The following is a 21,009-nucleotide window of genomic DNA, read 5'->3' as shown; positions in this document are numbered from 1 at the left end:
GTTTTTGATGTTTTGGAAAGCTGGAAATTCTGGGGTTACCTTTATAAAAACGAATAATTAATAAGTTGATTTCATTATGATCGCAGTAATCCAGCGCGTGAGCAGCGCGTCTGTTACCATTGAGGGGAAGGTTGAGGGGGAAATACAAAAGGGATTCCTGGTTCTTCTAGGCGTCACCCATTTGGATAATCTGGAAGATATTGAATGGCTTGGCAGGAAAATTATTGGCTTGCGCGTGTTTGGGGATAGTGATGATAAAATGAATCTGGATCTAAAATCGGTGAATGGCGACATTCTATTAATCAGCCAATTCACGTTACATGCGAGTACGAAGAAGGGAAACAGGCCATCCTTTACCGAAGCAGCCAGGCCAGAGGTTGCCATCCCCCTTTATGAAAAGATGATCACTTTCCTGGAAACAGAATTAGGAAAACCCATTCAACGCGGAATCTTCGGAGCAGATATGAAAGTAGCCTTGCTAAATGACGGCCCGGTAACAATCGTCATTGATTCAAAAAACAGGATTTAAATTTCAGCGCAACGGCACACGCTCATCCATTCACTCATTCACTCATTCAGCATTCAACATTAACCCATGACCATCCAAGAAGCACAGTCGCAAGTCGATACCTGGATCAAAACCTACGGTGTCCGTTATTTTTCAGAACTTACCAATATGGCGATCCTGACCGAAGAAGTGGGCGAACTTGCCCGCATTATGGCGAGGACTTACGGCGATCAGTCATTTAAAAAATCGGATCTGGGCAAAGACCTGGGCGATGAAATGGCGGATGTAATGTGGGTGCTGATATGTCTTGCCAACCAAACGGGCGTTAATCTGACCGAGGCTTTTGAAAAGAATATGGCCAAGAAAACCGAAAGGGATAGCGACCGGCATAAAAACAATGAAAAGTTGAGCTAATTAAAATCAGCCGACAAAAAAAGAGAGCCCGGATGAACCAGGCTCTCTTCGTATTTATAATGCGATATCAAATTACATATCAAGCAACAATCTCATCGGATCTTCCAAAAGCTGCTTCACGCGAACCAGGAAGCTTACGGAATCCTTACCGTCAATGGTGCGGTGGTCATAAGAAAGCGCCACGTACATAATCGGGCGAATAACGATCTGACCATCAACAACAACGGCACGTTCCACAATGTTGTGCATTCCTAAAATAGCGGACTGCGGCGCATTGATGATCGGTGTTGAAAGCATAGAACCGAATGTTCCTCCATTAGTGATTGTAAAGGTTCCGCCAGACATTTCATCCAGGCCAAGTTTACCATCACGTGCACGCACAGCCAGGCGAACGATTTCCTTTTCCACAGCTGCAAACGACAACGTTTCAGCATTACGGATCACAGGCACAACCAAACCGCGAGGCGTGGAAACCGCTACCGAAATGTCCGCATAATCGTTGTAAACCAACTCCTCGCCATCCATATAAGCATTGATAACCGGGAAGTCTTTCAACGCAACGGTTACAGCTTTTACAAAGAATGACATAAAGCCTAGACCAACTTCATGTTTCTCTTTAAACTTATCCTTGAATTTGGAGCGCACATCCATAACGGGCTTCATATCCACCTCGTTGAATGTGGTCAGCATTGCTGTTTCATTTTTCACAGCAACCAAACGCCGTGCAATGGTTTTACGCAATGACGACATCTTCTCACGACGCTGACCTCTCGCTCCGGCTGGTGCTACTGGCCCTGAGGCAGCTGCGGCTGGTTTCGGAGCAGCGGATTGTGACGGCGCAGCAGTTTCAGCGGGTTTGCTTCCGGCTTTCAGCGCGTCGTCTTTCATGATTCTGCCTCCTGAACCTGATCCGTTAACATCTTTTGGATCGATTCCTTTCTCAGCTAAAATTTTCGCCGCAACGGGTGAAGCGTGTTTTTCGCTGTATGCTTTATCCGCTCCGGCTGTTTCTGCGGCCGGTGCGGCTGCTTGTGGCTGAGAACCTGCTGATGCTTGTGCTCCACCGGCTCCTGGCTCAATGGTGCAAATGATTGCGCCTATTGACAATGTTTCACCTTCTTTACCAACAATGCGGAGCGTTCCTGCTGCTTCTGCCGGTAATTCGAATGTTGCCTTATCCGATTCCAGTTCGCAAAGGATCTCGTCAACTTCTACATGATCACCATCTTTTTTGCTCCATGAAGCAATGGTAACCTCTGTAATGGACTCGCCAACTGCGGGAACTTTCATTTCATATGCCTTGCCTCCACTCGCGGGAACGGCAGCTGGTGCAGCCTGCCCTTGCGCAGATGCCGGCGCTGCTGCGGCGGCGGCTGGCGCAACAGCGGCTGGCTCACCGGCTTTATCTTCAATCTTATCGGCAGCCGGTTCTTCAGCGGCGGATGCAGCTGGTGCAGCAGCGTTAGACGCAACTTCCTGTTTCGGAGCACTATCTTTCGATGCACCGTTTGCGGCTGAATCGATGGTTGCAATCAGGTCGCCGATGTTCAGCGTATCGCCTTCCTGCGCTTTAATGCGCAAGACGCCTTCTGCTTCTGCTGTTAATTCAAATGTCGCTTTATCCGAATCAAGTCCGCAAATGACCTCATCCATTTTCACAAAATCGCCATCATTTTTGAACCAATTCCCAATTGTAACCTCTGTAATGGACTCGCCAACGGGCGGTACTTTTATCTCAATTTCAGCCATTTTATGTGCAATCTTGTTATCGAACTAAGTGTCTAAATTTTATAGGAATATCATTCAAAAGCCCTGCTAATGATCTCAGCCTGCTCCTTCGCATGGATTTTCGAGAATCCTGTTGAAGGCGAAGCGCTTGACTCGCGGGCGATCACCTGTAAAGGTTTCGCGCCTTTGTACATTCTTAACATGAATGTCCAGCCACCCATATTGAAAGGTTCTTCCTGCACCCAATATACTTTTGCATTCGGATATTGTGCCAAATGCGCATCAATCTGGGTCTGAGGGAACGGGTGCATTTGTTCCAGACGGATAATGGCCACATCGTCGCGCTTATCTGTCTGCTGCTTTTCGTAAAGCTCGTAATATAGCTTTCCTGTGCACAGCAACACTTTTTTCACCTTTTTCGGATCCGCAAAAGTGTCACCAATTGTTTCCTGGAAAGAGCCATTTACAAGGCTGTCAATCGGCGAAACGCAAAGCGGATGCCTCAGCATTGATTTCGGCGACATCACTACCAAAGGCTTGCGGAATGGGAATTTCAATTGTCTGCGCATCAAATGGAAGAAGTTCGCAGGCGTTGTTACGTTTGCCACGATCAGGTTGTAATTGGCTGAAAGTTGCAAATAACGCTCCGGACGTGCATTCGAGTGCTCAGGTCCCTGGCCCTCATAACCATGAGGAAGTAACATTACCAACCCGGTCCAGCGGTCCCATTTCGTTTCGCTTGAAGTAACAAACTGGTCAATGATCACCTGTGTGCCATTCGCAAAGTCACCAAACTGCGCCTCCCAAATGACCAATGCATTCGGATTGGCCATGGAATATCCAAATTCAAAACCCAAAACGCCATATTCCGAAAGCAGCGAGTTGTAGATCATGAATGGTCCCTGATCTTCCTGAATGTGCTGCAAGCTGTTGTAAGCTGCATTCGTTTCAACATCCCTTAACACCGCATGGCGGTGAGAGAATGTTCCGCGCTGCACATCTTGTCCGCTTAATCTTACGATATTTCCTTCGGTAAGAATAGATCCGTAAGCCAGCAATTCGGCTGTGGCCCAGTTCACTTCTTTTTTATCGAAGATCATTTGCTCGCGGTCTTTGAGCAACTTATCAATCTGTTTCAGACGGCTGAAATTCTCAGGCGTGCTGATCAATGCCTTCCCGATTTTTTCCAATATTTCCAAAGGAACACCGGTTTCAGGGGATTTCTCAAAATCCTCCGGCCTCGATTTGCGCAAAGTATGCCATTCCTGTTCCAGTTTCGGCATGATATATGGCAATGCTTTTTGCTTCACCATATCCAATCTTTCCTGCAAAAGCTGCTTGAACTCTTTGTCCATATTAGCCGCCAATTGCGCATCTATATCACCCCGATCTGAAAGCGTTTTTTGATAAATCTCTCTTGGATTCTGGTGATTCTCAATGGATTTGTAAAGAACCGGCTGTGTAAATTTCGGCTCGTCCGCTTCATTGTGACCATGACGGCGGTAGCAAACCATATCAATGAAAATGTCCTTATTGAATGTCTGGCGATATTCCACAGCCAGTCGCATACAGAATACAACTGCCTCAGGATCATCACCATTGACGTGCAATACAGGCGCATCGACGATCTTGGCAATGTCTGTACAATAAATGCTTGATCTGGCGTCAATGAAGTCGGTTGTAAAACCAACCTGGTTATTGATCACGAAGTGGATAGTTCCTCCTGTGTAATAGCCATTTAGCGCAGACATCTGGGTTACTTCATAAACGATCCCCTGCCCTGCAACTGCTGCATCACCGTGGATCAAAACCGGCAGAACGCGGTCATAATCACTGTCATACATGCCATCGGCACGTGCGCGGATGTAACCTTCCACAACCGGGTTAACGGCTTCAAGGTGAGAAGGGTTAGGCGCAAGCTTCAAATGTACTTTTTCGCCATTTTTGGTTGTGATCTGGCTGGCAAAACCCATGTGGTATTTTACGTCGCCATCACCCCAAACCTGGTCCGGCAAATTGCCTTCAAACTCATTGAAGATCTGACCGTAAGTTTTTTGCATCACATTGGCAAGCACGTTCAAACGGCCACGGTGGGCCATTCCTATCATTACTTCCACAACGCCCATTTCTGCGGCCTTATTGATCATTGCATCCAACGCCGGGATCGTGGTTTCGCCACCTTCCAGAGAAAAACGCTTTTGACCTAAATATTTTGTGTGAAGGAAATTTTCAAAAACAACCGCCTCGTTCAACTTTGAAAGAATATGTTTTTTCTCATCAATCGAGAAACTCATATTCAGCGCTTCTTTTTCAATTTTCTTACGCAACCAGCTTTTTTGCTCGCGGTCGCGGATGTATAAATATTCGAAACCAATGTTTCTTGTATAAATCGTAGTCAGGGAATCGACAATCTCACGCAATGTTGCCGGCCGGCCAAAAACCTCCACGCCTGCTTCAAAAACCGAATCAAGATCTTCGTTACTAAGGTTAAAATCGGCGATATCCAGCTGTGGCTGACGGTCTTTACGCTTTTGGATGGGGTTAGTAGTGGCCAATAAGTGGCCTCTTGACCTGTAACCACGGATTAAGTGGACAACCTCCATTTCCTTGCGGATCCTGGCAGGATCAACCTTAGAAATTGTGGCTGATTCCTTGCCGTTCGCAGCGCCATTCGCATGGCCGTTGCCGTTTACAGGATACTTTTGTGAGAAGTCAAAGCCTTCAAAAAATTTCTGCCAGCCTTCGTCTACGGAAGCTGGATTCTGCTTATAGGAATTGTACAATTCCTCTATGTAAGCGCCGTCGGAATTTGCTATATATGTGTATTTATCCATCACAAAAGTGAGTATTTCATTTACCGCACAAAGGTACGAGACTTATTAAAACATTACGAATAAATTCTCCTTTTAACTTAGGCCAAAAACGATCTCTGACCGTCCAGCCGCACTAGTTTTTCTGAAATCCGTTCGGACTCGGGACAAATTTCAGCATCAGTTCATGTATGCCTTTCGGGCCGGAATAGTTGGCGTAAAGTTGTTCGACCTGGCGCGTGCTGTAAAAATATCCCAGTCTGATATTCTTGCCAGCCTGCACTTCTGCCGAGATCTGCAAATAATCCACCTTTTGTGAAAACGATTGATATCCTCCCCCAGCCCTGTATGAGGCTCCTATGCCCACCTTTTCATTAAACCAAAACCTGCTGCCTATGTCAAAACGCAGCGCATGGTCTTTTTCCTGGACAAACAAAACGTGCGGCAGGATCATAAGATCATCATTCAATTCGTAACTGCCACCGGCCATTATATATAAGGGACGACGATAAACGCTGGTTATTGCCTGATTGCCAAAATTCTGTGCTAATAGTTCCGGTTTGGACAGTCCAAAATACAGACGATCTGAATGCAGCCAAGCCCCGAGCCCAAAACTGCCAAGCACCGTATTATTTCTGGGCGAGCTTAAATCTACAACTGGAAGCACATTAATTCCGCCCTGGGCGCCAAGCCCAAGTTTCCAGTTATCAGAAATCTCGAGGTGAAATGCGAATGAACCCGAAAAGCCAGTGGTAGTAAAAAAGCTGGTCTGATCGTTCAGTGCCATAAAACCTATTCCAAATTTGCCATTAGCAACGGTTCCGTCGGCTGTGAATGTTTGGCTGGAAGGCGAATTTTGAATGTTAAACCATTTTCTGCGGAACATTGCGGTCATATTGAATGTCTCGCGCACACCCGTAAAGCCTGGATTAATGGTCATCGGACTTTGCACATATTGCTCGTAGAGAACTTCTCTTTGCGCCAAAACAGTTTGAAAACTCGCAGCCAGAAACAGCAAAAGGCAAAATGTTACTTTTGTAAGGGTAGATCGTGTGTTCATGAGAATGGTTGAATCTAAGTCAAATATTAAAATAAAAATGGCAAGAGAGGTTATCCCTTGCCACCATAAAGAACCTGAAATTTTTTGTTTATACTGATTTTTTAATCAAAAATCATAACCCAATGTCACGTAAGGAACAGCCTTGTTTGTGTAACCATTGTCAACGCCCCAGGCATAATCAAACTTCGCATAGAAGCCAAACAATGTTGTTCTCGCACCCACTCCATAGCCCATTAAATAAGGGTTTTTGAAGTTGGTAACCGTTGCGCGGAACGGATCTTCCTCACTTCCGATGATTTGTGTATTCAAACTATTATTTTCGCTAAATGGCCCTTTACCAGTCCAGGCAGTGCCAATATCCCCGAAACCAACGATCTGGAAGTTGCGCAGGAAGCTGGAAGTAATAGCGCCGCGATACAGATATTTCACCAACGGGATCCTCAACTCTGCATTCAGCAACATATAACTTGTTCCTGACAACCTGTTCAGTTTAAAGCCGCGAAGGTTGGTTGCAAAATCTGCAAAGAAAATATCGCGGTTGTCTTTCTGGAAATCCAGTGGATTGTCGCCGGTGCGGGTTTCTTTCTTGTTTCCGATCCAGTTTTCCATCCCACCCAGAATGTTCTGTTTAGGCGCCTTACCACCCGAATGGCTGGCCGAAGCGCGCACTGCCAGGATCAGATCACGGTGAATTTTTTGGTAATGACGGAAATCGAGACTTACTCGGTTGAAACTTTCGTTGCCATTCGAGAGACCTTGCTGCAAGTCATAACGAATCTTGAAACGCGTTCCCTCCATCATATTCATGCCGTTCACCCGCGTGTTGTCAAACACATATTCGCTCCTCAAACCGCCGTAGCTGGACGCCAGGTCGGGATTGGGCAACAGATACACATCGATCATGCGTGTGGACGTGAACATTGGGGAAAGTGAGAAACGGCTCGTTGTTGAAAATGGATACGAAGCCGTAAACATCAGTTGATTAAACCGGTATTTCTGTGGCGCCCCTTCCGAATCTACGTAAAGGCTCTTTCTGTCAATGCGCAGTCCGAAATCAATGCGGTATGTATTGTTGTTATATTCTGCAAAAAGATCGCTGTTCCGGAAGTTGGACGAAATGAAAAGCCCTGCCTTAATGACGTGATTTTCAAGAAGATCATTCATAGAAATCGACTGCGCATAACCAAATCCTCTGATCGGATCGATGCGCCAGTCGGAGCTGGCATCATTGGTAATAAATAACCCTTTGTATGGATATGGCCCTTTGATCGCAATGTTCTCGCGGGTTGCTTTGGATCTCGACAATGTGCTTGGCGTGGTCGGGAATGTTCCTCTGCGCTGTTTGGATTCAAACGATTTCAGGACATCCTCGTCAAATTCATAATTGTCGGTGTCCACTTCTCCTTCTTTCAATGCAATTTTTGGCGCTTGCGCAGGTTTTGCCTGCTGTGTCGAATCCGATTTCTGACCTACCGACGCTCCGGCGACCGACTGTCCGGCGGCCGGTGCTCCCGTTGCTGCCCCACCATTGTTTAATGCGGGTGTGTTTACAGTTGCATTGATATCGAAACCGTTTTTAAAAGCAGCTGTATAGTAGCCATCATTCAAGTAAGTGTAAGCCAATCCACCGCCCGACCTGGTCGTCAGATCCGCATTTCTGATGCCCTGGATGTAATTGGTCAGCTGGGAATTTGTGTTGCTGGCGCGGTTAAACTTAAAGAGGTTGCTTACACCTTTCTCATTGGAAATGTATACAATGTCATTTTCATCTGCATAAACCGGCAAAATCTTGGTCTTCCCATTCGCCTGAACCAGTTTCAAAAGATTATCGGACTTAGGCGTTCCGTCATGCTCGAATATGGTAAATGAGCCCGAAATGGATTTGTAACTCCCTTTATCGCCGGTCCCCAGCGAATCGACCGAACGGTTTGAGGAAAAGACAACCCTGCGCGACGAACCCTGTACGAAACGTGGCGAAAGATCATCGTAAAGGTCACTGGTTAATGGCAATGCAGAAGCTCTTGCCACGCTGATGAGATAAAGGTCATTTTGTCCACCCTTATCAGCGCTCACTGCGAGCATTGTTCCGTCATGCGAAACATCCATATCAACGATCTGATCCAGACCGCGAATGTTGCGTTTCAGCTTCACCTTGACCTTTTTCGTGCCCAGGTTTTCGTATTGATAAAAATTCTTACGGTCGTTTTCAGTGGCCAGGATCGATAACACATTGTTTCTGGACCAACCCAAAAGCGGTGGTTGCGTTTTCACCCTTCCTCCTATGAAATCAAGCTTGCCCTGACGAACGATTTTTTTGCTTCCGCTTTCGCTATCAAACAAATAAACCCGGTAACGACCATTCTTGATCTCGCTAACCGCAGTAAATTTCTTATCCGGAGACACCTTGATCACTGCGCTTGCATCGGAAACACCGAATTCGTTCAGCTTATATTTCCAGGTCGGGGCTGAGTCGGCGTAAAATTGCTCGGCGTTTTTGTTTTGGTTTAAATAATATGCTTTCCAATCGCGTAAGAAGCGGTTGTAAGATTGGATTCCCAATGTGCTGGTAATGCTGGTCTGCTCTGTCCTGATAATGCGGGTAAGGTTCAGGATATCCGAGATTTTGTCCTTCCCGTAGCGTTCTGCAATGTAATTCCAGATGGAGTGACCAATTAATGTTGCATCGTTGCCGGTCATTAATGTTGGCTTGCGCACATTGCGGTTTTTGAAAAAATCACGCATGTAATCGTTCAATTCTGGCGACCAGCCTTCTGCAATATAGGCGGCAGTCCCGGACATAAACCATTCCGGAAGTGTCAGAAGCAATGAGCTTTGCAATGCTTCCTTCATATTTCCGCCGTAAAGCATGTCATAGACAAACAAAAGGCTGATATCTTTTACCAGTTTCTGACGAAATGTAACCTGGTTTCCGGTGTATGCAACTTCCACGCGCGACTGGGAAAGATCCAGTTTCTGCTCATTCAGGTTATCCAATGTGGACAGTCCCATGTTGCTCTGTTCCAGCTCAGCGGGAGAATTGTAAAGGAAGATCTTCACACGGCTGTAAGGCGTCCAGCCCAGGATATCGGTGATCTTATCAAATTCACTTTCAGCATATTGCGCAGTCAGCTTGGCAAGCGCAGTTCCGCCCTGATAGTGATAGATCTCGAAATTGGTTGTTCTGAATATTTTCCAGTTGAATGTCTTATACTGGACCCTGTTCTTTCCAAAGGTTTCCTGAGAGGGGTAGCGCTGCGCTACTGATTCGGTAAATAATCCTAAAACCGCTAAAAGACCGACCGAGAAGGTTAACTTGTATATAGATTTTATGCTCATAGTGCTAAGGCTGACTTCAACGGAAATATAACGAAAAATACCGCTGAATATTAACTAGCGGATTCAATTCTTTGCCGTTTTCCAAATGTTGGGCGAGCTCATTTGCAAAAAAGGGTGCCAGCGTAACGCCCTTCGTGCCTAATCCATTGAAAATAGCAACATTATGGTACGCGGGATGCACACCAACCAGCGGCCTGCGGTCCTTTACAGACGGTCTAATCCCGGCCACTTCTGACTTAACTTGATATGGCATTCTCAACAGCGCATCGAGCTTTTCCTGTAATTCGGCCGTTGCTTCGTTTGTCGGCTCCCAATCCAGCGGGTCCCAGGAATAGGTCGCTCCTACCCGGCTGACCTTTTCACTGATCGGAAACAGAAAAATCCCCTGGTTCACAATGTAGTTTTGCAGCGAAACGTCTGTTTCTATGTCCAGGATCTGGCCTTTTACCGGCGTAAAGGGAAGCCAGTTGAAAAAGTCGTTCTCCAAAGCCTTAAATCCCTGGCATAAAACCAGCTTTCCAAATGTCTTGTCCTTCCAAACAATTCCATCTGTTGAAACAGACAATGCATTGATATCGAATGCCTCATCAACAAGCATTCCGTATTCAAGAAAGTAATTTTTGCTTTGTTCCAATAAAACAGGCAGGTCGATCCATCCTGACCTGATGACTTCCAAACCGCCATAATCTGCATGGATATAGCCAGATAAATCAGCTGGTTCTCCGTTTTGATTCACATAGGAGGCAATTTTTGGATCGGCGGTCTGTGCGAGATAGGTGTTTTGCTCGGCTATGGAGCGGAATGGCCTGTAAATGGGTGCTTCATGCACAAACTTCCCGCCAAATATCGCTTCCAGATAGCCATAGAAACCTTTGGCGTAAGGAAAAAGATCGTCTGCAAGCCAGGTCTTAACAAGCTTTTTACCCGTTAAAGGATTAAATATCCCAGCCGCAACTTTTGAAGATGATGGCGCCTCGGAATCATTGATAATCAAGATTTTTTTACCAAGATCCAATAAATGCATGGCCAGTGAAGTGCCTGCAATGCCTTGTCCTATAATCAGATAGTCATAGTCGTGCTCTTCCATATCAGGCCCGGCTCGCTCTCCTGCGCAGTGATAGACCAATCTGCTCATCGGCCAGCCTCACAACCATTTCAACCTGCTCGTCCAGCGTCATCAGCGAATTATCAATGTAAACGGCGTCAGCGGCTTGTCGCAACGGACTTTCTGCACGGGTTGTGTCAATGTGATCGCGCATTTTCAGGTTTTCGGCAATTTCTGGCAGCCCTATCAGCTCGCCTTTTTCAAGCAATTCAAGCTGCCTTCTTTGCGCGCGGATCAGCGGATCTGCGGTCATGAAAATTTTCAATTCCGCTTGTGGAAAAACGACAGTTCCTATATCACGGCCATCCATTACGATGCCCTTGGTTTTGCCCATCCGCTGCTGCTGCGCCACCAATGCATGCCTTACTTCCGCAATCGCGCTCACATCACTTACCTTCTCGGAGACATACATTTTGCGGATCTCGTCCTCCACATTCAGCCCGTTCAGGTAAGTGTCATTGCGCCCGAGTTCCGCGTGTCTTCGAAAGGAAATATGAATATTACTAAGCGCTGTTTCGGTCTCTTTGGGGTTTGTAAGACTGACGTGATTTTGGATAAAATACAATGTAACAGCGCGATACATGGCACCGGTGTCGATATAGGGGTAATTCAGTTGCTTGGCAACCAGTTTCGCAGTTGTGCTTTTGCCACAGCTGGAATAGCCATCAATCGCAACAATTATTTTGGGCATAAGGATGAATCTTGTGTTTGCAAAAATAGAAGAAAGAATGGGCTGGAAGCCTTTTTCAAGAAATTTTTCCTCCTGCTAAAACATCATCCCCTGCATATCAGGCTTCTTCCAGCAGAAAGATAACCAAACTTCGCGCGCCATGTGCGCCGATGACGAGCGATTGCTCGATATCAGCCGTTTTGGAAGGACCGGAAATAAAACAGCCCCATCCCGTTGTTTCGGTTAAGCGTTCGTATGCGTCGTGCATGTTGTTTACAAGTGCATGACGCGGAATGACGAAAGCGAGGTTTTGCGTAATGAAAGGCAGTGCACGATGTGATAAATGTGCATCCGAAATCCAGATCGCTCCGTTCTCGGCCACACCGAATTCTGCGTGTAATATTGCAATTTCGATCAATTCCAATGCGTGCGGATCGGGGTTGTTCAAACTGAAATCCGCCCAGTTTGCCAGTGCAGGAATAGTCGTTGCGCGGTTCACCACGGAAGCGTACAGTTCATCTGCCTTTTGCGTCAATGCAGTATAATCCTTCACCACGATCACCTCGGTGTAGACTGCGGTGAGCGTTTCTATGAATTTTTCTTCCGTATTTTCATATAAACTGTCAAAACGCGTGATTTCCGGAAGCTGCGTTTCGGCGGGTTTATTCAATTTTATTTGCTGCAATATTCTTTCCCGGGACGTCATTTTACTATTCTTTTCGATTACGGATATACCAGTCGCGGAAGCTCTCTTTGGGTGGTTCGGGCATTTCGCGCTGTTTAAACCACGGATTCATTCCATTGTTCACTACAAAAGGAATCGTCCGCATCAGGGAGCGTCCTAACCGGCCCGACCATTGGTAAAATCTCGGCTGCGACAAAACGACCGACATGGCCTTGATCCCAATTTCCTTCGCCTGAGGCACATGACCGCCTTTCACCAAAACCTGACGCCATTTATATAACTGGTCATGAATGTCAATCTTAACAGGGCAGACATTGGAACAACTGCCGCATAATGTGCTCGCAAAAGGCAGATCCGCATTTTTAGTCATATCCAGATTCGGCGCAAGAATCGATCCGATCGGCCCTGCAACAGCATTATGGTAACTATGTCCGCCGCTTCTCCGGTAAACCGGGCAAGTGTTCATGCAGGCACCGCAGCGGATGCATTTCAGTGAATTTCTGAAATCTGCCCGTCCAAGCTGGGTCGTGCGGCCGTTATCTACAATGATCATGTGCATTTCCTGGCCTTCACGCGGCTTTTTAAAATGGCTGCTGTAAGTCGTGATTGGCTGGCCGGTGGCGCTTCTTGCGAGGAGCCTCAGGAAAACCGCGAGATCTTTCTGGGTCGGGATTATTTTTTCAAAACCCATGCTGGCAATGTGAATGTCGGCCAAATGTGCGCCCATATCCGCATTTCCTTCATTGGTAGAAACTACGAAACCGCCCGTTTCTGCGATGGCAAAGTTTACGCCGGTTAATGCTGCTCTTCTTGTTAAAAATTTGTCACGCAAATGTTGTCTCGCTGCTTCGGTGAGATATTGCGGGTCCGTTGCGCCGGCTTCTGTTCCCAAATGTTCATGGAAAAGGTCGCCAATGTCTTTCTTTTTTAAATGTATGGCGGGAAGCACAATGTGGCTGGGCGGCTCATTCCTCAGCTGCACAATCCGCTCGCCTAAGTCGGTATCAATGACTTCGATTCCGTTTTTAGACAAAAACTCATTCATATGACACTCTTCGGTCAGCATGGATTTGCTTTTGACCATTTTGTCAATGTTGTTCTGCCTCAAAAGGTTGAGCACGATCTCATTATGCTCGGCGGCGTCAGCGGCCCAATGGACATGGACGCCATTTTCCTTTGCTTTGTTTTCAAAAGCAATGAGCAGGTCATCCATATGCGAAAGCACATAGTTCTTGATCCCGGACGCTACTTCTCTCAATTGCTCCCACTCAGGCAGTAATTTCGAAGATTTATCCCGCTTCTGACGCACAAACCAGAGCGTTTCATCATGCCAATCTACATATGGTTCGTCCTTGTTGAAGGTCTCCGAAGCCACCGAATGCTCAATTACCGCCTTAGACATAGTTTCCTTAACAATTTGATAATAGTATTTTATAAAGAATAAGAATTGTACTTTTCACATTCGTTGCACTATTCCAAGTTTGCTATTTGTTTAATAAACAACTTTATACTTAACCAAAAAAAGCTATTTTATTGTAATGCAATATCTTATACTTTTGAATTACAAAGTTATTCGATCAGGGCATCGGAGTTTGAAACAAGTTTAGTTTAACTTTTTTTAGACACAATTAAATTTTCACTCTTATGAAAACTAAAAACACGCTTCTCATCGCAGCCTTGACTGGCTTGCTTCTATCAGGTTCAGCATTGACTGTAAATGCACAGACCAACATCGCAACTGAAAAAACTGAAACGGTTTCTAACAAACTGACAGTTCTTCAGATCAAACCAATGCAATTCCGCGTTTCATATAATAATCCAGTTTCGAAAAATGTAGCAGTTCGCATTTTGGATACTGATAAAAATGTTCTTTTCTCAGAAAGCAGACGCGTTGACAACAGCTATTTGAAATATTTCGATTTATCGACCCTGATGGATGGCACTTACACATTCGAAATCACGGACGGTAAAGAGAAGGCTACACAATCGTTTGATATTCTGACTACAACCAGCCGCGTTGTTTCTTCTATCAACTAACAACAAAGCGCTTCTCAAATTTCGACCCTCGCAGCGTCTTCCTTGCGGAGTATTGCGCGGAGCACCTCCTACTAAAACTTTGTAAAATGCCGGTTCCTATGCGGGGACCGGTATTTGTTTTTTTACGGCGCTGTTCAGAATTTCGGCAATGTGCTTTACCTGAACATTGCTTTTGCTTCTTTTCAATATCCCTTCCAAGTGCAAAAGGCAGCTCATATCGGAGCCTGTAATGTATTCCGCATGATGACGAATGTGGTCTGCAACACGGTCCTTGCCCATTTTCACGGAAACTGCCTCTTCACTCACACAAAAAGTCCCGCCAAATCCGCAGCATTCATCTGTCCTATCCAAATCAACCAGTTCCAAACCTTTCACATTTTTCAAAAGCGAAACAGGTTTCGAAAACGGCGCTGCATTCAGTTCTGACATTTGGGACAAATGCAACCCGCGCTGACCGTGACATCCCTGGTGTAACCCGACCCGATGCGGAAACTCCGCTTCAATGAAATCGACTTTCAAAACATCCACAATGAACTCCACCAGCTCGTAAACCTTCTTCCGCAAAATCTTGGACTCATCGGGCTTGTTTTCCACCTTCAAATGTTCCTTAATATGCAACACACAACTTCCCGACGGCGACACAACATAATCACAATCAGCGAATTGATTATAAAACAAACGATCGCAATCCTTTGTCAAATGTTCAAATCCCGAGTTGGCCATGGGCTGTCCGCAGCAAGTCTGCCTTAAAGGAAACGTGACTGTACAACCCAGTTTTTCAAGCAGTTCGAGCGTGGCTATGCCCACTTGCGGGTAAAACTGATCGACATAACAGGGAATAAACAATCCGATTTTCAAATCCGAGTAATTCATTTTTACCAAAATTCAATGGTGGCAAGTATGGGATAATGGTCTGAAACCTGCGGGTAATTCCTGATTACCTTGTAATTCCGGATCCTTACCTTATTATTCAGCAGTGCAAAAATATAGTCGAGCCGGTCGCCGGGCAGGCCTTCGTTCCAGGTTTCGAGCTGTGATCCCTGGGCTGCGTCCTGCCAGTTTTTCCGGAAAGAAAAGTAAGGCTGTTCATTCGGTCGGGCACCCATATCCATGCCTAATAAAACGGGCTGAACGCTGTTTACCAGCATTTGATTAATGTAGGCGGCCTGCAAAGCCCTGTCCATCACCGAGGCATATTCCAACCGTGCATTACAAAACCGGAAAGTGAGTCCCCTGGCTGGTTTTACCAATCCGCATAAAAGCACTTTCGGGTCCGCACCGGCCGTTTTCGGCAAATCAATGGTCTGCGTCTTTTCGAATTCCCAGGTTGATAAGATCCCTACACCCTGCGAGCCGTTCTCAGACTTGTCCGCGACCCCATATAAATAATGCATTCCGGTTTGAACAGCAATTTGCCGGAGCTGAAACTGGACTTTTCCGTCGCCTAACAGGCTATCAACCGCTTGCAAAGCGATCAGATCCGGTTTATGCTCGTTAATGATTCTCAGGATATCCCTTAGGTTCGACTCCTCGCTCCGGTTCAGCCCATGACGGATGTTAAAGCTCATCACTTTGATTTCCACAGGCTTGCGCGGCCGGGAGGAAAGCAATGTGCAAGACAAACTGGCAATTAGTAATAGATAAATTAATTTACTCAAACCTTTTTTAGAACGCTAAGTCACAAATCTTTCCTTATTCTTATCGGAGGGCAAATATTTTATCCATTAACACCCATTTTTCGCCTGGTTTGGCGGATGGAAGTGCTTTTTGATACTTCCACATCAACTGTTCCCATTCCTGAACCTGCGCATTCGCAGCGTCCATCTGGGCTTTATTTTCAAAACTAAAATCGTCTTCTGTCTCCATGATCATGAAAAGGCGCTCTCCGATCCGATAAATCTCCATTTGGGTGATTCCTGCGTCCAGGATGCTCTTTTCAATTTCCGGTCTGGCTTTTTTGTGATATTGCTCATATTCCGCAATCATAACCGGATCATTCACCAGATCCACCGCAAGACAGTATTTTTTCATAAAATTATATATCAAGACTGTAAAAATCCACTGCATTTTTACCCATCACTTGCTGCAATTCCGAATCTGAAAACATGCTCAGATAATCTGTCAGAATGCCCTTAGCGCCTTCATATTCAGCAGCGACGAGACAAACCGGCCAATCAGAGCCATATAAAAGCCGCTCCGTTCCGAATGCTTCGAAGACAACGTCCAGGTAAGGCCTGAAATCAGCTTTTTCCCAGTTTTTCCAATCTGCCTCAGTCACCATTCCAGAGACTTTGCAGCTGACATTGGAAAGCTCAGCAAGGTTTCTAATATCCGTTGCCCAGGGCTGCATTTCTCCATTTTTGATCAAAGGTTTTGCAATGTGGTCGAGGACAAAATGCACATTAGGAAGCCTTACAGCAAAATTGAACGCTTCTTTCAACTGATCATGACGAATCAGAATATCATATGTAAAATCAAATGCAACAAGCTGGCCAACACCTTTTATAAAGGCAGGCTGCAACATAAATCCCTCTGCCTCACCCTGCACAACGTGCCGAAACCCTCTTAGCTTCTCAAATTGCGAGTATTTTTCAAGCTGATCGTATAAATTGTCCGCTTGCAAATCCACCCAACCGACAACGCCTTTGATAAAATCATTGGCCTCCGCAAGTTGTAACAAGAAATCCGTTTCTGACTTGGATTGCGAAGCTTGTACGGCGACACAGCCATCCACGCGGTTCTCTTTTAAAACCGGTTTCAAGTCTTCCGGCAAAAAATTCTTTCGGATAACCTGCATTTCCGGCGTAATCCAAGAATCACGTTCCTCGTCAAAAACCCAAAAATGCTGATGCGAATCAATGACCATATTAAAGTGGTTTCCAGGCTACGGCTTCTTGTTTTTGTGCGCCAAGTTTTTCTATTCCTAATTCCACAACATCTCCAGCTTTGAGATAAACCTGCGGCTTCATGCCCAAGCCCACACCAGCAGGCGTTCCGGTCGTGATCATATCGCCCGGCAGCAATGTCATAAACTGGCTGAGGTAACTGATTAAAAACGGAACCTGGAAAATCATATCCGAAGTGCTGCTGTCCTGGATTTTTTTGCCATTCAATGTCAGCCAAAGTTCAAGATCATTCGCATTGCCAACTTCATCGGCTGTCACCAAATAAGGTCCCAACGGCGCAAATGTGTCATTGCTCTTGCCTTTCACCCACTGTCCGCCACGCTCCATTTGAAATGCGCGTTCGGAATAATCATTATGCACTGCATATCCGGCTACATAATTCAACGCGTTTGCTTCTTCAACGTAACTTGCTCTTTTTCCAATAATTACAGCGAGTTCCACTTCCCAATCCGTCTTTTCAGAATTCCTTGGGATGATCACCTGGTCGTTAGGTCCGCAAAGTGCAGACGTGGATTTAAAGAAAACGATCGGCTCTTTTGGCAATTCCGTCGCGCCTGATTCGTAAGCGTGTTTGGCATAATTCATTCCTATGCACACGATTTTGGACGGACGCGCCACGCAGGAGCCGTAACGGAAACCTTCTTCCACTTCCTGGCAACTGTCCGCATTCGAATTCAGCCATTCGGAAAGGCGGGTTAAGCCGTCGGTTGCAAAAAATTTCTCATTGTAATCTTCACCAAATGCAGACACATCCAGTTTTTTACCATCGGGAAGTTCTACACCCGGTTTTTCCTGCTCAAAAGCACCAAATCGAAAAAGTTTCATAAGTTGATTTCGGCTTTCAGCAATCCGCTTTCCGCCTATTTTATATGATAAATTCTACGCCTATATTTTTTGAAGCTGACAGCCTCTAGTTATTCAATTTTTCAAACCCACCGTCGATCAGATAATCGCAGCCTGTGATAAATCCGGCCTCGTCTGAGCAGAGATATAATGCCATTGCGCCGATTTCTTCGGGTTTGGCCATTCTGCCGATGGGCTGCGTTTTGGACAATTTTTCAAACATCTCTTCTTCTTGTCCCGGATAATTTTTTGAAATAAATCCATCCACAAACGGCGTATGCACGCGTGCAGGCGAAATGCTGTTGCAACGAATGCCATCCGCCAAATAATCACGTGCAACCGATAATGTCATGGAATAAACCGCGCCCTTGGCCGTAGAATAAGCAAAACGATCCGGAATGCCTACTGTGGCTGCAATAGATGCCATGTTCAAAATCACGCCGCCGCCATTGGTTTTTAAATGCGGAATCGTAGCCATCAAGCAATTGTAAACGCCTTTTACATTGACATTAATCACCCGGTCAAAATCAATTTCCGCCGTGTTATCAGCCTTTCCAATGTGCGCGATTCCAGCATTATTAACCAGAATGTTGATCGTATGATTGGTTGCAATGGCATTGATGACATTCACCACATCTGCTTGTTTTGAAATGTCAACCGCATGCGCCTCGGCTTGTCCGCCATCTGCAACTATCTGATTGACAACCTGATTGGCCAGGTCGAAATTGAGTTCAAGAATATGGACGAATGCGCCCTGTTTTGCAAAAGTTTGAGAGATTGCCAAGCCAATTCCGCTTGCTCCTCCAGTAACCAATGCTGTTTTTCCGCTTAAATCAAACATGAAATTTTTAATGTTATTGAAACAAAAGAGCCTACATCCTTGCCCTTACTTGAATTATTTGTGCTGATATTTTTTTCAATCAATATTATTACTCAGTTCTTCCTTAATCCCTGGATCCCCGGGTTGAAACCCGGGGCAATGATGTTTTTGATTTTTGATTGTTTTTTATCAGCATTGTCGCATGTAGCAACAAAGTCTAGACGAATGACTTTACTAATTCTAAATTCTAAGTTCTTATCGATCAACATTCCCCGGGTTTCAACCCGGTTTTAGCAAAAAAATTAAAAGATTGAAATTCCAAATCCATCCTCATTGCCCCGGGTTTCAACCCGGGGATAAATGAGATATTGGAGATATTTAAATATTTTTCAATTTTATCTTTTCTATGAATTCAAAAGAAAGAGAATTATAAAGAAACTCCCCTCTTCCAAGGTATGAAATCATCTTGTCCTAGTTGCTGGGCTTTGGTTAGCTCGCCACTTGCAACGCGGATGACATATTCCAGCAATGCTTCGGCATTTTGTTCCAGGCTTTGAGCGCCATCCACAACTGGACCGCAATCGAAGTCGATTACATCCGGCATGCGGTTGGCTAATGTTGTGTTGGTTGCTACTTTCGCAACCGGGCAAATTGGATTGCCTGTTGGCGTGCCTAATCCTGTTGTAAAAAGGATAACGTTGGCGCCTGCCGCTGTTTGTCCGGTCGTTGCCTCCACATCATTTCCCGGCGTGCAAACCAATTGAAGTCCTGATTCCGTGGCCCTTTCCGTATAATTAAGCACGTCCGAAATATAGGCATTACCACCTTTCCGAGCCGCTCCGGCGGATTTGATTGCATCCGTGATGAGTCCGTCTTTAATGTTTCCGGGCGAAGGATTGAATGCGAAAGCAGAACCAACTGCTTCTGCCTTACCAGCATAATCCCGCATTAGTTTTTCAAATTTTGCAGCTTTTTCTTCTGTTACGCAACGGTTAATAAGCTCTTGTTCAACACCATTCAGCTCTGGGAATTCAGCTAATAATGTTTGTCCGCCCAATCCAACTACAATGTCTGATAAATGTCCGAGAACCGGATTGGCCGAAATCCCGGAAAACCCATCCGAGCCGCCGCATTTGAGCCCAACGGAAAGTTTAGACAAAGGCGCGTCGCTTCTTTCGAACTCATTGATTTTGGCAACACCCATGAATGTTTCCTTGATGGCGCCGGACATTAATGAATATTCCGTGCCTTTTTGATGCTCAAATGCGAAGAATGGTTTGTTGAAATGCGGATCGCGTTTTTTGATCTCATCTTCCAATGTTTTCAACTCTGAATTTTGGCAACCTAAGCTTAGAACTGTAATTCCGGCTACATTAGGATGCACGGCATAAGATGCAAAAAGTGCGCAAAGCGTGTTTGCGTCCGTTCTTGTGCCGCCGCAGCCACCTTCGTGCGTAAGGAATTTAATGCCGTCCACATTTTTGAACGGACGTTCTTGTTTTCTTCTTACAGGCTCACGCTCGGTGAATGCTTCCATGCTTTTGATGGTGCGCAAATCGCCGCTTTGATATAAATGCAGGAAATCCCTGACATGCTCTCTATAAATGTCTGTTTGCGCATAACCTAGCTCTCGCTCGAATGCGTCCTTCATAATCAGCACATTGCGATTTTCGCAAAATACCAATGGCACAACAAGCCAGTAATTATATGTGCCTACACGGCCGTCTTCGCGGTGATATCCTTTAAAAGTCCTCCCCTGCCATTTGCTGACATCGGGTTGAATATAGGAATAAGGCTGGCGATGGGCCGTGCTGTAATCTTGTGAATCGTGTTTTAGATTGAATGTCGTGATCGGCTCACCCTTCCTGATGGGTTGCGATGCGCGGCCCACCAGCACGCCGTACATAATGATAGCGCCACCCGTCTCAATGTCCTCTGTTACAAACTTATGCTTGGCCGAAACGCCATAAGGAAGCGAATAATGACTGCCCGCCCATGCCACGTCGGCATTCACCGGCAGATCGCGTAATGCAACGATCACATTATCAGAAGGATGTATTTTTAAAAGCTGTGACGCCATAGTATGC

18 protein-coding genes are annotated in these 21,009 nt (G+C 45.7%); 3 read left to right on the top strand and 15 right to left on the bottom strand.

Translation table 11 applies throughout. The annotated features are described in order from the left end of the window. Positions 1–76: 76 nt before the first annotated feature. Together dtd and L0659_RS03690 are read left to right on the top strand one after the other, a co-directional pair. Entirely contained in the window at positions 77–529 is a 453-nt protein-coding gene (dtd, locus tag L0659_RS03695) for a D-aminoacyl-tRNA deacylase (RefSeq protein WP_235124278.1), read from the top strand. 66 nt (positions 530–595) lie between these two features. After that, on the top strand, positions 596–922 hold the full coding sequence (locus L0659_RS03690) for a nucleotide pyrophosphohydrolase (RefSeq protein ID WP_235124277.1): 327 nt from the start codon (positions 596–598) through the stop codon (positions 920–922). Positions 923–994: 72 nt separating this feature from the next. On the opposite strand, the gene odhB is transcribed toward L0659_RS03690, so the two are convergent. From odhB to L0659_RS03650, 8 genes are all read right to left on the bottom strand, one after another. Beyond that, positions 995–2,671, bottom strand: a complete 1,677-nt coding sequence (odhB, locus tag L0659_RS03685; RefSeq protein ID WP_235124276.1) for a 2-oxoglutarate dehydrogenase complex dihydrolipoyllysine-residue succinyltransferase — start codon at positions 2,669–2,671, stop codon at positions 995–997. Positions 2,672–2,721: 50 nt separating this feature from the next. Next, entirely contained in the window at positions 2,722–5,484 is a 2,763-nt protein-coding gene (locus tag L0659_RS03680) for a 2-oxoglutarate dehydrogenase E1 component (protein WP_235124275.1), read from the bottom strand. A 112-nt stretch (positions 5,485–5,596) separates the two neighbouring features. Next, a complete protein-coding gene (locus L0659_RS03675) occupies positions 5,597–6,520 on the bottom strand; it encodes a PorP/SprF family type IX secretion system membrane protein (RefSeq protein ID WP_235124274.1) in 924 nt (307 codons plus the stop codon). A gap of 105 nt (positions 6,521–6,625) precedes the next feature. Further along, positions 6,626–9,856 carry a hypothetical protein gene (locus tag L0659_RS03670; protein ID WP_235124273.1) on the bottom strand — a complete coding sequence of 1,077 codons (3,231 nt, stop codon included), beginning with the start codon at positions 9,854–9,856 and terminating at the stop codon, positions 6,626–6,628. 16 nt (positions 9,857–9,872) lie between these two features. Continuing rightward, positions 9,873–10,943 (bottom strand): FAD-binding oxidoreductase, encoded by a 1,071-nt coding sequence (locus L0659_RS03665; RefSeq protein WP_235124271.1) that lies wholly within the window; start codon positions 10,941–10,943, stop codon positions 9,873–9,875. Between the two features lies 1 nt (position 10,944). Further along, positions 10,945–11,652 carry a (d)CMP kinase gene (gene cmk, locus L0659_RS03660; RefSeq protein ID WP_235124269.1) on the bottom strand — a complete coding sequence of 236 codons (708 nt, stop codon included), beginning with the start codon at positions 11,650–11,652 and terminating at the stop codon, positions 10,945–10,947. 97 nt (positions 11,653–11,749) lie between these two features. After that, the gene (locus tag L0659_RS03655) at positions 11,750–12,301 is read right to left on the bottom strand and encodes an LUD domain-containing protein (protein WP_235124267.1); all 552 of its coding nucleotides are present in this window, start codon (positions 12,299–12,301) and stop codon (positions 11,750–11,752) included. 40 nt (positions 12,302–12,341) lie between these two features. Then, positions 12,342–13,718: a lactate utilization protein B gene (locus L0659_RS03650; RefSeq protein WP_235124266.1), complete on the bottom strand. Its 1,377-nt coding sequence runs from the start codon at positions 13,716–13,718 to the stop codon at positions 12,342–12,344. Positions 13,719–13,960: 242 nt separating this feature from the next. On the opposite strand from L0659_RS03650, the gene L0659_RS03645 reads away from it, so the two are divergent. Continuing rightward, positions 13,961–14,353 (top strand): hypothetical protein, encoded by a 393-nt coding sequence (locus tag L0659_RS03645; protein WP_235124265.1) that lies wholly within the window; start codon positions 13,961–13,963, stop codon positions 14,351–14,353. 96 nt (positions 14,354–14,449) lie between these two features. Here the strand turns inward: L0659_RS03645 and L0659_RS03640 are convergent, their stop codons facing one another. The 7 genes from L0659_RS03640 to L0659_RS03610 all read right to left on the bottom strand — a co-directional run bounded on the left by L0659_RS03640 (position 14,450) and on the right by L0659_RS03610 (position 21,002). Then, positions 14,450–15,226 carry a (Fe-S)-binding protein gene (locus tag L0659_RS03640; protein WP_235124264.1) on the bottom strand — a complete coding sequence of 259 codons (777 nt, stop codon included), beginning with the start codon at positions 15,224–15,226 and terminating at the stop codon, positions 14,450–14,452. Positions 15,227–15,228: 2 nt separating this feature from the next. After that, complete coding sequence (locus L0659_RS03635) at positions 15,229–16,011, bottom strand: endonuclease/exonuclease/phosphatase family protein (protein WP_235124263.1); 783 nt, start codon at positions 16,009–16,011, stop codon at positions 15,229–15,231. Positions 16,012–16,051: 40 nt separating this feature from the next. After that, positions 16,052–16,384 (bottom strand): L-rhamnose mutarotase, encoded by a 333-nt coding sequence (locus L0659_RS03630; protein WP_235124262.1) that lies wholly within the window; start codon positions 16,382–16,384, stop codon positions 16,052–16,054. Positions 16,385–16,388: 4 nt separating this feature from the next. Continuing rightward, positions 16,389–17,219: an amidohydrolase gene (locus L0659_RS03625; protein ID WP_235124261.1), complete on the bottom strand. Its 831-nt coding sequence runs from the start codon at positions 17,217–17,219 to the stop codon at positions 16,389–16,391. A gap of 1 nt (position 17,220) precedes the next feature. Next, positions 17,221–18,084, bottom strand: a complete 864-nt coding sequence (locus tag L0659_RS03620; protein WP_235124260.1) for a fumarylacetoacetate hydrolase family protein — start codon at positions 18,082–18,084, stop codon at positions 17,221–17,223. Between the two features lie 85 nt (positions 18,085–18,169). After that, positions 18,170–18,943 carry an SDR family NAD(P)-dependent oxidoreductase gene (locus tag L0659_RS03615; RefSeq protein WP_235124259.1) on the bottom strand — a complete coding sequence of 258 codons (774 nt, stop codon included), beginning with the start codon at positions 18,941–18,943 and terminating at the stop codon, positions 18,170–18,172. 406 nt (positions 18,944–19,349) lie between these two features. After that, positions 19,350–21,002: a UxaA family hydrolase gene (locus L0659_RS03610; protein ID WP_235124257.1), complete on the bottom strand. Its 1,653-nt coding sequence runs from the start codon at positions 21,000–21,002 to the stop codon at positions 19,350–19,352. Positions 21,003–21,009 lie beyond the last annotated feature (7 nt).

The sequence above is a fragment of the Dyadobacter sp. CY347 genome, from assembly GCF_021502655.1.
Classification (GTDB): Bacteria; Bacteroidota; Bacteroidia; order Cytophagales; family Spirosomataceae; genus Dyadobacter.
The sequence above is the reverse complement of the archived record's forward strand: the minus strand, read 5'-3'. Positions and strand labels throughout refer to the sequence as shown.